The organism is Rhizobacter sp. LjRoot28, assembly GCF_964253025.1.
GTDB lineage: Bacteria > Pseudomonadota > Gammaproteobacteria > Burkholderiales > Burkholderiaceae_C > Rhizobacter.
This window is the reverse complement of sequence record NZ_CAXUQC020000001.1, coordinates 4069222-4081395: the sequence shown is the minus strand read 5'-3', so window position 1 is coordinate 4081395 and position 12174 is coordinate 4069222. Positions and strand designations below refer to the sequence as shown.

Genomic DNA, 12174 nt, shown 5'->3' with positions numbered 1-12174 from the left:
TGCGGCGCGGGATGAGTCAATTGAGGCGGCGGACGCGATCGACATGCAGCGTCCAGTCGGCCTGGCCACCGATGCCGATCTGCATCGGCCGCGGCATCTGCGTGGTGTCGAGCTCGTACTTGAACTCGACATAGTGGCCGTCGCCGTCGAGCTGGGCGGCGTCGGCGATCTTCCAGTTCACCGAGCTGCTCAGCGCAGCCAGCGCATCCGGCACGTTGTCGAAGCTCTGGTTCAGCAGGCTGCCGAAGGTGACCCGGTACTTGCGGGTCAGCGGCTGATAGGCGAGGCGCCAGCTTCGGGTGGCGCTGGCCACCTCCTTGTCGCGCCAGTACCAGCGGTCGCGAAACACCACCGCTTCGGCCACGAAGACCAGCGGCACGCCTTTCTGCAAGGCGTCTTCCACTGGCCGGGGCAGTTCGAACCGGGCCGAGAACGTGAGCTGAAGGCCTTCCTCGCCGCGCGTCAGTTCGAAGGTGGTCAGATTCACGTCCTGGGCGCGCGCGCCGACGGGTGCCAGCAGGCCGGCCAGCAGCAGGGTCGCGGTCAGCGTCGCCACCACGACCGCCCGCAGCCCGGCCGGCGCGTGCAGGCCAGCCCGGCGGAACCATTGCAGGAAGAGGGGCCAGTCGATCCGGAGCACGCGTCGAGGAGAAGGCTAGGGTTGGGTCAGCAGGGCGTAGAAGAAGCCGTCGGGGGATGCGCGCGAACCGGTCGCGCCGTCCTGACCGCGATTGTCGGGCCGGGGCAGCAGGTGGCCGGGAGAAGGTCGGCGAGTCACAGGGCTGAGCGGCCCCTGGCGTTGCAAAAAAGCGTCGATTGCCGCTTCGCCCTCGGCCTTGAAGACCGAACAGGTGCAGTACAGCAGCCGGCCCCCGGGCGCCAGCAGCGGCCACAGGGCGTCGAGCAGCCCGGCCTGGGTGGCCGCCAGTGCGGCGATGTCGGTCGGCCGGCGCAGCCAGCGCACGTCCGGGTGGCGGCGCACGATGCCGGAGGCGCTGCAGGGGGCGTCGAGCAGGATCGCGTCGAAGGGCCGGCCGTCCCACCAGGTCGACGGCTGCCGGGCGTCGCCCGCCACAGTCCGGGCCGAGAGGCCCAGACGGGACACGGTGTCGTCCACCCGTTTCAGGCGCTCCGGCACGCTGTCGATCGCCAGCACATCGAGGTCGGCCAGCTCCAGCAGGTGGGCCGTCTTGCCGCCCGGAGCCGCGCAGGCATCCAGCACGTGGGCGCCTGGACGCAGGCCGTCGCCGATCAGCAAGGGCGCGGCGAGCTGGGCGGCGGCGTCCTGCACCGAGACGTCACCCTCATCGAAGCCGGGAAGCTCGTGCACCGGGCTCGGCCGCTCGAGCCGCACGGACCACGGCCCCACCACCTCCCCGGCCAGACCGGCTGCCTGAAGGCGGGCGACGTAGGCCTCGGGCGTGCTGCGCCGGGCGTTCACCCGCAGTGTCATGGGCGGGTGTTCGTTGGCCGCGGCGAGCACGTCGCGCCAGGCCTCCGGCCAGTCGGCGCGCAGCCGGTCGATCCACCAGGCGGGATGGTTGAAGGCCGCCACCGGATCGGACTCGACGGCGGCCACCACCTGCGCCATCTCGCGCAGGAACCGGCGCAGCACGGCGTTGACGAAGGGCGCACTTGCGCGCGCCGCCTGCTTGGTGGCTTCCACCGCCTGGTTCACCAGGGTGTGAGGCGCGTAGCGGGCGCCTGCGTCGTCACCGGGCCAGAGCAGGGCGATGGCGACGGTAAGCAGGGCGTCCACGAGGGGCGGTGGGGCCTTGGGCGCCAGGTGCCGGCGTGCCGCCTGGGCACCACCCAGGCGGCGTAGCACCTGAAAGGCCAGGGCCTGCGTGCCGGGGCGCGCCGGTGCGGGGCAGCGCGCCAGCACGTCGTTGAGTGATCGTCCGGCTCGCACCGCCTGCAGGGCCTCGGCGGTGTGGATGATCAAAGTCGAAAGGGGCAGGGAAGGCGTGTTCACCCGGGCAGTCTATCGGCGCCGGCCGGTGTCGGCCTCGGCACCAGACCCGCGGCGCACGCAAAGCGCGCGGGACGTTCACAATCCAGGACTCACAAGCCAAGGATCCAGCCATGCCCGGTGAGCCCACCGACCCCATCTTCCGCAGCGAGGCCGAACTGGCAAGCATGAGCGCCTCCGAGCGAATCCGCTACCGGCTGGTCGGCGCCAAGTGCCGCTACCACGCCAACGACAACATCGCCCGCTTCATCGAGCCCGGCGAGATCGAGCAACTGCAAGCCGAGGTCGAGGCGAAGATGCAGGGCGTGCTCGAGGCACTGGTGATCGACACGCAGAGCGATCACAACACCAACGAGACGGCGCGCCGGGTGGCCAAGATGTTCATCCATGAGGTGTTCCGCGGCCGGTACGTGCCCATGCCGCTCGTCACCGAGTTTCCCAACGTCGAGCGCCTCAACGAGCTGATGATCGTCGGGCCCGTCACCGTGCGCAGCGCCTGCTCGCACCACCTGTGCCCGATCATGGGCCGGGTCTGGATCGGCATCCTTCCGAACGAGCACTCCAACCTCATCGGCCTGTCGAAGTACGCCCGCATCTGCGACTGGATCATGAGCCGCCCGCAGATCCAGGAGGAGGCCGTCACCATGCTGGCCGCAGAACTGCAGGAGCGCGTGAAGCCCGACGGCCTGGCCATCGTCATGGAGGCGGATCACTTCTGCATGCACTGGCGCGGCGTGAAGGACAGCGAGTCGAAGATGATCAACAGCGTGATGCGGGGCGCCTTCCTGAAGGATGCCAACCTGCGGCGGGAATTCCTCTCGCTGATCGGCCAACGCCACTGAACGAAAGGACCACCATGCTCGTCCGCCTGATGTACGCGAGCCGGGCCACCGAATCCGTGGACCCGGACACGCTGCTCGCCATCCTGCGCAAGTCCAAGGCGCACAACCCCACCATCGGCGTGACGGGAGCGCTCTGCTTCTCGTCCGGCATCTTCCTGCAGGTGCTCGAAGGCGGCAGGGGCGCGGTGAGCCACCTCTACAACGCGATCGCCGCCGACCCGCGTCACCGTGACGTGGTGCTGCTGAGCTTCGAGGAGATCGACGAGCGGCGCTTCGCAGCCTGGTCCATGGGCCAGGTGAACCTGTCGCGGCTGAACCCGGCGCTGCTGATGAAGTACTCCGAGACCAGCACGCTCGACCCGTACGTCGTCTCCGGACGGGTGTCGCTGGCGCTGTTCGACGAACTGGTCGCGACCGCCTCGATCGTCGGACAGCCGTGAGCAGGTGTCGGCAGGGCGTTGCAGGCCTCAGCCTGCCGGCGGCTCGACGTAGTGGCGCGCCAGTTCAGGCGGCATCGGGCAGTCGAGGAGCAGGCCGGCCAGCCGCAGCGCGTCGGCTGCATCGGGCGCCAGCACGCGTGACGGCGACAGCGCCAGGGCGTGCATCAACCAGGCCCGCACGAGCACCGGCCGCAGCATCCAGGGCATTGCCTGCACCTCGGTGAGTGCATTCACCAGCCCGTCGGCATCCGGGGCAACGCAGGCGGGAAGGTGCGGTGGCGCAAGCCACGGCGACAGCACCGCCAGGTACCACTGCTGTCCGTCGGCGGCATCCGCCGTCGGCACCAGCCGGGACAGGAAGGCCGTGACACGGGCCGCTTCGCGCAGCGTGTGCAACGACAGGTCCGCCATGTCGTGGGCCCCGGCCGGCGTGGCGCCCGTCGCACCGCCCTCTCCGAGTCGATGCCGCATGGCCAGCCACTGCAGGCGATCGATGGGCCGCACCTGACCATCGGCGGACATCACGCGTCGCGCGGCCTCGACGAGCGACTGCCGGTCGCCGATCGGCGCCGCGGCCAGGCCTTGCAGCAGGCGTTCGAGCCAGGGCACCCGCGAGGCGCGCGTCAACCGCCCGACGGCGTCGTACACATGGCGTGCCGTGCTGAGGCCGCGCGTCTCGTCCTGCCAGGCGCGGCGCTCGCGCTGGCTGCCCGGCGTGAGCAGCAGCGCCAGCAAGGCGGCCCGCAGTTCGCCCGGGTTGTGCAAGGCGCCAAGCTGGACCGAAGCCTCACGTTCGCCGGCATCCAGGCTTGCCCGCGGCAGGTGATGGTCCGGCTCGGTCACGGCTGCCTCAGTTCGGGCGGGGGCCGCCCTCGGCGGGCGGCGGCAGCGCGGCCGCCTCGGGGAAGCCGAAGAGGCTCGACAGCACGCGCGTCGGGAACTGCTTCACCGCCGCGTTGTACTCGACCACTGCGTCATTGAACATCTGCCGCGCGAAGCCGAGCCGCCCTTCGGCGCCCAGCAGTTCGTCCCGTACCGCCTGGACGGACGGGCCGGCCCTGAGCGTCGCGTCGCCATCGATCAGTTGCTGCAAGCGGCGACAGGCATCCGACAGCACCTGCTCGGCCATGGCCAAGCTCACGGTGGGACCCGCGGCACCGGGGTGGGCCCTGGCGAGGTCGAGCGCGGCATGGGCCTGGTGGCGCGCGGCCACGGCGGCATCAAGCACATCGGCGTCCACGTCGGTGGCGTCCGGGCTGGCACGTGCGGCTTCGGCCAGCGCCGGGATCAGCTCGTGGCGGCGCCGGAGCTGGGCCTCCAGTTGACCGAAGGCCGTCCGCATCACATTGCGCAGCCCCACCAGGCGGTTGTAAGCGCCCACCGCCCAGAACAGCAGGATGGCCGCGCCGATGAGCAGGGTGGTCTGGGTGGAGCTCATGGTCCCAGCCCGAGCGGGTCGGTGTCGGCGAAGGCGGGTTCGTCGCGGCTGCGCCAGCCGCGGTAGCCGCGGCGACGCAGGGCGCAGGCGGGGCATTCGCCGCAGCCGTAGCCCCAGTCGTGCCGGTGGCTGCGGTCGCCGAGGTAGCAGGTGTGGGTGTGCTCGACGATCAGGTCGTTCAAGGCCTCGCCCCCGAGCGCGGCACTGAAGCCCCAGGTCTGCGCCTTGTCGAGCCACATGAGCGGCGTCTCGACCGTCATGCGGCTGTCCATGCCGAGGCTGATGGCCACCTGCAGGGCCTTGAGCGTGTTGTCGCGGCAGTCGGGGTAGCCGGAGAAGTCGGTCTCGCACATGCCGCCCACCAGCACGTCCAGGCCGCGGCGATAGGCCACCGCCGCGGCGAAGGTGAAGAACAGCAGGTTGCGGCCGGGAACGAAGGTGTTGGGCAGGCCGCCGCGGGTCATCTCGATCTCGCGCTCGGCGGTGAGGGCGGTGTCGGAGATCTGGCCCAGCAAGGCGAGGTCGAGCAGGTGGTCGGGACCGAGGCGGCTCGCCCAGCGAGGGAAGCCCGCCAGCAGGGCCGCGCGAACCTCCTTGCGACAGTCGAGCTCGACCGCGTGGCGTTGCCCGTAGTCGAAACCGATGGTCTCGACGTGCTCATGGTGCTCGAGCGCCCAGGCCAGACAGGCCGTGGAATCCTGGCCGCCGGAGAACAGCACCAGGGCCCGCCGCCCTGCCCTCATTGCCGCACTTCGCCCTGGCCGAGCACGATCCACTTCATGGACGTCAACCCTTCCAGACCCACGGGCCCTCGGGCGTGGAACTTGTCGGTGCTGATGCCGATCTCCGCGCCCAGCCCGTACTCGAAGCCATCGGCGAAGCGGGTGCTGGCATTCACCATCACGCTCGCGGAATCGACCTCGCGCAGGAAGCGCATCGCGCTCGGATGGTGTTCCGTCAGGATGGCATCCGTGTGGTGGGAGCCGTAGCGGTTGATGTGCGCGATGGCTTCGTCCAGCCCGGCGACCACCTTCACGCTGATCACGGGAGCAAGGTATTCCTCGGACCAGTCCTGCTCGGTCGCGGCGCTGACCCGCGCATGCGGCACCGGTGCCAGCAGCGCCTGGGCGGCGGCGTCGACCCGCATCTCCACGCCCTTGGCGGCGAACACCGCGCCGATGCGCGGCAGGAACGCGGGCGCGATCGATGCGTGCACCAGCAGCGACTCGGCGGCATTGCACGGGCTGTACTTCTGCGTCTTGGCGTTGTCGGTGACCCGCAGGGCGAGTTCGAGATCGGCCGTGGCATCGACGTACACGTGGCAGTTGCCGTCCAGGTGCTTGATGACGGGCACGCGGGCCTCGCGGCTGATGCGCTCGATGAGGCCCTTGCCGCCGCGCGGAATGATCACGTCCACGGATTCCGGCGAGGCGATGAGGAAGCCCACGGCCGCACGATCGGTGGTCTGCACCAGTTGCACGGCGTCCTGCGGGAGGCCGGCCTCGGCGAGCGCGGCCTGCACGAGCTGCCACAGCGCGAGATTGGAGTGGATGGCCTCGGAACCGCCACGCAGGATGCAGGCGTTGCCGCTCTTGATGGCCAGCGAGGCCGCCTCGATGGTGACGTTCGGGCGGCTCTCGTAGATCATGCCGAACACGCCGAGCGGCACGCGCATCTGGCCGACGCTGATGCCGGACGGGCGGCGGCGCACGTTGGTGATCTCGCCGATCGGGTCCGGCATGGCGGCGATCTGCTCGCAGCCTTCGGCCACCGTGGCGAGTACCTTCGGGGTGAGGCGCAGCCGGTCGACCATCGGGGCGGCGAGGCCCGCCGCCTCGGCGGCAGAGACATCGCGGGCGTTGGCCTCGGCCAGCGCCGCCGTGTCGCCGCGCAGTCGCCGGGCCAGCGCCAGCAGGGCCTGGTTCTTCGCGGCCGCGGAGGCGGCGGCCATCTTCGTGCTGGCGGCACGGGCCGCCGCGCCCATGTGGGCGACGGTGGCCTGGAGATCGGTGGAGGTCATCCCGGTATTGTCCCAAAAAGCAGCACCGTGCGGGGCGTTCAGCGCGCGACCGCCTCCACCTGCACGACGAGGCGAACGCGGTCGGCCACCAACGGCAGCCCGTACGTGATGCCGAAGTCGCCCCGCCGCAGTTCGCCCTCGAAATCGCCGCCACACACTTCGCGACCATGCGCCGGGTGCGGTCGGCAGGCGAAATGAAGCGCCTTCAGGCTGAGCGGCCGGGAGACATCGCGCAGTGTCAGTTCACCCTCCAGGCCGGTGACCGCATCGCCTTCGAAGCGCAGCCGCCGCGACACGAAGGTGGCGTCGGGAAAGCTGCGCGACGCGAAGAAGTGCTCACCCCGCAACATCCCGTCGAGCGGCGCGACGCCGGTGTCGACGGCAGCGGTGTCGATGCGCACCGACACTTCACCGCGTCGAGCCGCGCGATCCAGCCGAAGCACCCCGTCGATGATGTCGAAACGCCCCCGGCTGGTGGAGGTGCCGAAGTGCATGACCTCCCAATGCACGCGGGTGTGCTGCGGGTCGAGGTCGTAGACGGGCAACGCCTGGGCATGCGCGGACGGGCAGACGATGCATGCGAGCAACGCCGCGTGGCGCAACGCTTGCGGCACCGGTGGGGATTGAGGGATCGGGCACATCTTCGGCTCCTGCAAACGCGAACGTGTCGGGATAATGACGGAGACCCGCATCACGCTGGCGGGGCACCGGGCGCGAAAGGCTCTTCATGACCGAATCTTCGCTGCCGGGCGACGACACCCTGACCCAGCGGGTGACGGACGCCCAGACAGAGTTGCTGTACCGCCGCTCACAGCTCGTGAACTGGGCCGGCCTTGGCTTCGCCCTGCTGATGGCGGCCGGGCTGACGCCCCATGCGCCGGCAGCGGGGGTGTGGGCGTGGGTTGCATTGCGCGGCGCGGTGTCGGCGGGCCGCCTGGTTCTGAACCTGCGTTTTCGCGCCAGCACCGAGCGTTCGCGCCCCGTCTGGCGCGGCGCCTTCATCGCGGCGCTTTGGGTCGACGGCTTTGCCTGGTGCGCCATCGGCCTGTGGCTCGTGCCGCAGCACCTGCCCACCGTGTCGGTGATGGTGCTGACCGCGCTGGTCGGCGTGGGCTCGGTCGGCATCTTCGTGCTGCAGTCCAGCTGGCGCGCGAGCGCAGCGTTCCTGGTCAGCCTGCTGGCGCCGATCGCCGTCGTCGAGTTGTCGCACGGCGAGCGGACCGATGTGTTCATCGCCGCCGGCCTGCTGGCCTATCTCACCCTGATGATCATCGAGGCCGTGCAGGCCGAGCGCCGCATCCGCGAACTGCTCCGGCTGCGCTTCTGGACGGACCAGATCGCCGAGGAACGGGCGGAAGCGCTCAGGCTTGCGCAGCGCCAGAGCAGCGTGAAGGGCCAGTTCCTCGCCACCATGAGCCATGAGATGCGCACGCCGCTGCACGGCATCCTGGGCCTGACGCGCAGCTTGCGCGAGACGGCGCCGACCTCCAACCGGTTGGCACTCATCGAGCGTGCAGGCGAGCACCTGCTTCGCCTCATCAACGACGCGCTCGACTTCTCGAGGCTCGAAGCCGGCCGCGTGCAACTGGCGCCGCAGTGCTTCGACCTCGCGGCCCTGATCGACGAGGTGGTGTCGCTCTCGAACCGGCCGGCCGCCGAGGCGGGCCTGCTCATCAGTGCGCGTCTGCAGATGCCGCGCCCCTGCTTCGTGATCGGGGACCCGGCGAGGGTGCGCCAGATCCTGCACAACCTGGTGGGCAATGCCATCAAGTTCACGGAGCAGGGGTCGGTCACGGTCATGGCCCAGCACAACGCTCAACAGGGACGGGCGCGCATCCGGGTGTGCGATACCGGGGTAGGCATTTCCCCGGCCGACCAGGCACTCATCTTCGAGGCCTTCCACCAGGCGGATGGTTCCTTCACGCGCCGCTACGCGGGCACCGGGCTCGGATTGACCATCGCGCGCGAACTGGCGCAGGCGATGGGCGGCGACCTGACCGTCAAGAGCCACGTCGGCAAGGGTTCGTGCTTCACGGTCAAGCTGGACCTGCCGCGCGCCGCCGCACCGGAGGTGCAAGCCGCCGCGGCGGCTCCCGCGCCGCTGCCGGACCGGCTCCAAGGGCATGTGCTCCTGGCCGAAGACAACCCGGTGAACGCCATGGTCGCCGAGGCCGTGCTCATCAAGCACGGCTTGGCGGTGACGGTGGTGGCCGATGGGCAGCAGGCGCTGGAGTCCTTCTGCGGGCAGCGGCCGGACCTCGTCCTGCTCGACTGCCAGATGCCGGTGATGGACGGGCTGGAAGCCGCCCGCCGCATGCGGGCGCACGAGGCGGCTGTCGGCTGGTCGCGCACGCCGATGATCGCCCTGACGGCGAATGCATTCGCCGGGGATCGGGAGGACAGCCTGGCCGCCGGCATGGACGACCACCTGTCGAAACCCTTCCGGGACGATGACCTGATGCGCCTGCTGGCGCGGCACCTTCCGGCGGGCAATCCGCCCGCGCCCCCGTCCGCCGAGCCCGCCTGAGGCTCGGGTGGCGGAGGGGTTCGGGAGTGCTTACTGCTTGGCCGCCTCGACCTGGATCAGCAGGCGGATGTCGTCCGGAATGCCCGGCAGGCCGTAGGTGATGCCGTAGGTGCTGCGCTTGATCGTCGTCTCGAAGTCACCGCCGCACACCTCCCGCTTGAGCATCGGGTTCTGGTAGCAGTTGAAGTTCGATGCGGTCAGCGTGACCGGTTGAGTCTGCCCGGCCAGGGTCAGGGTGCCCGAGACGGACTTGACCTTGTCGCCGTCGAACACGAACGCGTCGCCGACGAACTTCGCCGTGGGATGGGCGGCGACGTTCAGGAAGTCCTTGCTCTTCAGGTGGCCGTCGAAGGGGCCCACGCCGGTGTTGATCGACGCGGCGTCGATGGTCACCTCGGCACGACCGGACTTGGCGGCGCGGTCGATGGTGATGCTGCCTTCCTTCTTGTCGAAGCGGCCGCGGTTGGTGCTGGTGCCGAAGTGCCGCGCCTCGAAGGTGACGAAGGTGTGCGTCGGGTCGATGTTGTAGGTCGTGCTCTGCGCTTGGGCGGCGCTGGCGGCAAGGACGGCGACGGTGGCGATCAGGGTCTTGGCGTGCATGGGAGATCCTCGGGTTGGGTGAACGGAAAGTGGAACTGCGGAGAGCGCCGGCGGCCGATCGGCACGGCGCGGGCGAGGCCGACGTCGAGAGAGCGGGCCAACGGCAGAAGGTTCAGTGCGCGTCGACGGTTGGCTGCGCGGTGGTCACACGGCGGCGACGCCGGTGAGCGCCAGCTTCAGTCGCACCTGCACGTCGTCGGCGACCATGGAGGTGTCCTTCCAGTCGCCGTCGCCGATGCGGTACTCGAGGCGCTTGAGGGTGAAGGCCCCGGTGGCCGTGGTGATGGCGCCCGATTGGGTCAGCGTGACCGGCACGACGATCTCCTTGGTGGCGCCCTTGATGCCGAGCTGGCCTCGCACCTCGAACTTGCCGCCGCCCAGGGCCTTGACCGAACTCGACTGGAAGGTCGCCTGGGGGAAAGCCTTGGTGTTGAACCAGTCGGCCTTGGCCACCTCGGCTTCGGTCTCGGCCGCGCCGAAGGAGACGCTCGCCAGGTCCACGGTGAAGGCGATCCGGGCCGCTTCAGCCCGCTTCGGATCGAACGCCACCTGAGCGTCGAACTTGCGGAAGCTGCCATCCACCGGCGAGCCCATCTGCTTGGTGGTGAAGGTGATGCTGCTCTGGGCGGGAACCAGTTTCTGCTGGGCCTGGACGGCCAGAGGGGCGCTGACCAGGAGGCTGGCCAGGGCAGTGAACACAAGGCGTCGGGTGGGTGACATGGGATCCTTGGGTGAAGGTGATGCAGGGAAATCGAGGGGCGGCGACGTGGCTCAGCGGCCCAGGCGCATGCGCGACAGAAGCCCGTCGCGGTCAACGAAGTGGTGCTTGAGCGCGCCAGCGACATGGAGAACGACCAGCGTCGCGAGCGCGTACGCCAGGTATGCATGCCAGGGCTTGATCAGCAGGGACAGCGCCTTGTCCTGGGGAACGAAGTCGGGCAACGGCAGCACGCCGAACAGCACGATCGGAAACCCGGCGGCCGAACTGTAGGCCCAGCCCACGAGCGGCACGGCGAAGAACAGCAGGTAGAGGGCGCGGTGGGTCCAGTGGGCTGCCGCCTGTTGCCATCCGGGCATGGCCAGGTCGGCCGGCGGGCGGTGGCCCAGGCGCCACAGCAGGCGAAGCGCCGACAGGGCAAGGATGGTGACGCCCGCCCACTTGTGCCAGTTGTACAGCTTGAGGCGTTGCGGCGAGACCGGCAGGTCGCTCATGTAGAAGCCGACGCAGAAGGAGATCACGATGGCGATCGCCAGCAGCCAGTGCAGCACGATGGCGGTCGGGGTATAGCGGCCGGGTTGGGGCTTCATCGGGTCACCTGTGGCAAGGGGCAAGGGCGGCGGCGGGCCGCCGGCGGGCAGCACGCGCCTGCAGCGCAGAACTGGAATGTAGAGGGTTCGTCGTGACGCTGCTTTCACGCGACTTGTTGTGGGCATTCAAAAAAAACGGGGGTCGGGTCCGCCCGTCGTGTCGCGCTGGCGCAGCCCATCCGGAGCCTCGCGAGGCACCGAGCGCGGCCTCGCATCAGGGGGCCGGCCAAAGGTGGCTCGGCTTTTGCATCAGCGTGCGCCATCCGTAGCAATCGGGCCATGCCCAGGAGGATCTGATGTCCAGGAAGAAGTTGTTCCCCAAACGGCTGGTCGCCGCGATGATGGCGGCCGCCGGCATTTCTGCCGCCGTGCCGGCGCAGGCTGACACGTTCGCGCTCGGCGTCATCTCTGCTTCGCAGACCATCGACATCTTCAACGATGGCCTGAGCGGCTGGTTCTACGACAAGTACACCTTCACGGTGGCAGAAGGCTCGTCGTTGAACCTCACGGGCGCGGTCAGCAACGTGTTTGGCCAGGACGTGAGCGGTGCGTCGAACCTCTGGTCCGACCTTTATGTCGGCGCTGGCCAGTTTGTACGTTTTGCTGTCGCTTCTACGTCTCCGGTCGACGGTTCCGACGGTCTGTTCGAGAAGACCGCCAGCTACAACGGCCTGCGCCTTGGCGCCGGCACCTACGGGCTCCTCGTGCAGGGGCTGGTGCAAGGCAGCGCGCCTGCACCGACCAGCAGCTACACCGGTCAGCTGCGCTTCGACGTGGCAGCGCCGGTGCCCGAACCGGCCGCGTGGGCCCTGATGGCCGTGGGTCTGGTCGGCATCGGCGCCGCCGCGCGCAAGCGCCGGTCTGCCGGCAGCGCGGCCGCCTGACCGTCCGACGCGGCACGGACCGTCGCCCCTCGATCGGCAGGGTGCTACCCGTCCGGCGTGCAGCCGCATGCCGGCACAGGTTTCATCCCGGCGCGCGATGGTGGTGACGGCCCGGGCCGCGGCCGTGGCGGCGGCTCGGAATC

At 69.7% G+C, this 12174-nt stretch carries 14 protein-coding genes; 4 read left to right on the top strand and 10 right to left on the bottom strand.

The genetic code is table 11. From position 1 onward, the window contains the following. Positions 1 to 16 precede the first annotated feature (16 nt). On the bottom strand, positions 17 to 640 hold the full coding sequence (locus tag ACSQ2F_RS18695) for a DUF4390 domain-containing protein (RefSeq protein WP_436025560.1): 624 nt from the start codon (positions 638 to 640) through the stop codon (positions 17 to 19). A 15-nt stretch (positions 641 to 655) separates the two neighbouring features. Then, on the bottom strand, positions 656 to 1975 hold the full coding sequence (gene rsmB / locus ACSQ2F_RS18690) for a 16S rRNA (cytosine(967)-C(5))-methyltransferase RsmB (RefSeq protein ID WP_436025558.1): 1320 nt from the start codon (positions 1973 to 1975) through the stop codon (positions 656 to 658). A 164-nt stretch (positions 1976 to 2139) separates the two neighbouring features. Here rsmB and folE point away from each other — a divergent pair, with 164 nt between their 5' ends. Together folE and ACSQ2F_RS18680 are read left to right on the top strand one after the other, a co-directional pair. Then, positions 2140 to 2814 carry a GTP cyclohydrolase I gene (gene folE / locus ACSQ2F_RS18685; protein ID WP_436026876.1) on the top strand — a complete coding sequence of 225 codons (675 nt, stop codon included), beginning with the start codon at positions 2140 to 2142 and terminating at the stop codon, positions 2812 to 2814. A 14-nt stretch (positions 2815 to 2828) separates the two neighbouring features. After that, positions 2829 to 3254 carry a BLUF domain-containing protein gene (locus tag ACSQ2F_RS18680; protein WP_436025556.1) on the top strand — a complete coding sequence of 142 codons (426 nt, stop codon included), beginning with the start codon at positions 2829 to 2831 and terminating at the stop codon, positions 3252 to 3254. A gap of 27 nt (positions 3255 to 3281) precedes the next feature. Here ACSQ2F_RS18680 and ACSQ2F_RS18675 read toward each other — a convergent pair whose 3' ends face one another. Genes ACSQ2F_RS18675 through ACSQ2F_RS18655 form a run of 5 tightly spaced genes read right to left on the bottom strand, consistent with a single transcriptional unit; the run spans position 3282 to position 7353 of the window. Then, the gene (locus tag ACSQ2F_RS18675) at positions 3282 to 4097 is read right to left on the bottom strand and encodes a hypothetical protein (RefSeq protein WP_436025554.1); all 816 of its coding nucleotides are present in this window, start codon (positions 4095 to 4097) and stop codon (positions 3282 to 3284) included. A gap of 7 nt (positions 4098 to 4104) precedes the next feature. Beyond that, positions 4105 to 4692, bottom strand: coding sequence for a LemA family protein (locus tag ACSQ2F_RS18670; RefSeq protein ID WP_436025552.1), 588 nt, complete (start codon positions 4690 to 4692; stop codon positions 4105 to 4107). Beyond that, positions 4689 to 5435 carry a 7-cyano-7-deazaguanine synthase QueC gene (gene queC, locus ACSQ2F_RS18665; protein ID WP_436025550.1) on the bottom strand — a complete coding sequence of 249 codons (747 nt, stop codon included), beginning with the start codon at positions 5433 to 5435 and terminating at the stop codon, positions 4689 to 4691. Before queC ends, ACSQ2F_RS18670 begins: the two co-directional genes overlap by 4 nt. Beyond that, positions 5432 to 6712, bottom strand: a complete 1281-nt coding sequence (locus ACSQ2F_RS18660; protein WP_436025548.1) for a glutamate-5-semialdehyde dehydrogenase — start codon at positions 6710 to 6712, stop codon at positions 5432 to 5434. Before ACSQ2F_RS18660 ends, queC begins: the two co-directional genes overlap by 4 nt. 38 nt (positions 6713 to 6750) lie before the next feature. Beyond that, the gene (locus ACSQ2F_RS18655; protein WP_436025546.1) at positions 6751 to 7353 is read right to left on the bottom strand and encodes a YceI family protein; all 603 of its coding nucleotides are present in this window, start codon (positions 7351 to 7353) and stop codon (positions 6751 to 6753) included. A gap of 86 nt (positions 7354 to 7439) precedes the next feature. On the opposite strand from ACSQ2F_RS18655, the gene ACSQ2F_RS18650 reads away from it, so the two are divergent. Next, complete coding sequence (locus ACSQ2F_RS18650) at positions 7440 to 9239, top strand: ATP-binding protein (RefSeq protein WP_436025544.1); 1800 nt, start codon at positions 7440 to 7442, stop codon at positions 9237 to 9239. 30 nt (positions 9240 to 9269) lie between these two features. On the opposite strand, the gene ACSQ2F_RS18645 is transcribed toward ACSQ2F_RS18650, so the two are convergent. The 3 genes from ACSQ2F_RS18645 to ACSQ2F_RS18635 all read right to left on the bottom strand — a co-directional run bounded on the left by ACSQ2F_RS18645 (position 9270) and on the right by ACSQ2F_RS18635 (position 11147). Further along, the gene (locus ACSQ2F_RS18645; protein WP_436025542.1) at positions 9270 to 9839 is read right to left on the bottom strand and encodes a YceI family protein; all 570 of its coding nucleotides are present in this window, start codon (positions 9837 to 9839) and stop codon (positions 9270 to 9272) included. Between the two features lie 144 nt (positions 9840 to 9983). After that, positions 9984 to 10559, bottom strand: coding sequence for a YceI family protein (locus ACSQ2F_RS18640; RefSeq protein WP_436025540.1), 576 nt, complete (start codon positions 10557 to 10559; stop codon positions 9984 to 9986). A gap of 51 nt (positions 10560 to 10610) precedes the next feature. Beyond that, complete coding sequence (locus ACSQ2F_RS18635) at positions 10611 to 11147, bottom strand: cytochrome b (protein ID WP_436025538.1); 537 nt, start codon at positions 11145 to 11147, stop codon at positions 10611 to 10613. Between the two features lie 296 nt (positions 11148 to 11443). On the opposite strand from ACSQ2F_RS18635, the gene ACSQ2F_RS18630 reads away from it, so the two are divergent. After that, positions 11444 to 12031 carry an FxDxF family PEP-CTERM protein gene (locus tag ACSQ2F_RS18630; protein WP_436025536.1) on the top strand — a complete coding sequence of 196 codons (588 nt, stop codon included), beginning with the start codon at positions 11444 to 11446 and terminating at the stop codon, positions 12029 to 12031. The last annotated feature ends 143 nt before the right edge of the window (positions 12032 to 12174 follow it).

Excerpts from the sequence above, each read along its gene's own strand:
- folE (WP_436026876.1), top strand. The coding sequence starts at position 2,140 with ATGAGCGCCTCCGAGCGAATCCGCTACCGGCTGGTCGGCGCCAAGTGC.
- ACSQ2F_RS18650 (WP_436025544.1), top strand. The coding sequence starts at position 7,440 with ATGACCGAATCTTCGCTGCCGGGCGACGACACCCTGACCCAGCGGGTG.
- ACSQ2F_RS18635 (WP_436025538.1), bottom strand. The coding sequence starts at position 11,147 with ATGAAGCCCCAACCCGGCCGCTATACCCCGACCGCCATCGTGCTGCAC.
- ACSQ2F_RS18655 (WP_436025546.1), bottom strand. The coding sequence starts at position 7,353 with ATGTGCCCGATCCCTCAATCCCCACCGGTGCCGCAAGCGTTGCGCCAC.
- ACSQ2F_RS18660 (WP_436025548.1), bottom strand. The coding sequence starts at position 6,712 with ATGACCTCCACCGATCTCCAGGCCACCGTCGCCCACATGGGCGCGGCG.
- ACSQ2F_RS18670 (WP_436025552.1), bottom strand. The coding sequence starts at position 4,692 with ATGAGCTCCACCCAGACCACCCTGCTCATCGGCGCGGCCATCCTGCTG.
- ACSQ2F_RS18630 (WP_436025536.1), top strand. The coding sequence starts at position 11,444 with ATGTCCAGGAAGAAGTTGTTCCCCAAACGGCTGGTCGCCGCGATGATG.
- ACSQ2F_RS18640 (WP_436025540.1), bottom strand. The coding sequence starts at position 10,559 with ATGTCACCCACCCGACGCCTTGTGTTCACTGCCCTGGCCAGCCTCCTG.
- ACSQ2F_RS18645 (WP_436025542.1), bottom strand. The coding sequence starts at position 9,839 with ATGCACGCCAAGACCCTGATCGCCACCGTCGCCGTCCTTGCCGCCAGC.
- ACSQ2F_RS18680 (WP_436025556.1), top strand. The coding sequence starts at position 2,829 with ATGCTCGTCCGCCTGATGTACGCGAGCCGGGCCACCGAATCCGTGGAC.
- queC (WP_436025550.1), bottom strand. The coding sequence starts at position 5,435 with ATGAGGGCAGGGCGGCGGGCCCTGGTGCTGTTCTCCGGCGGCCAGGAT.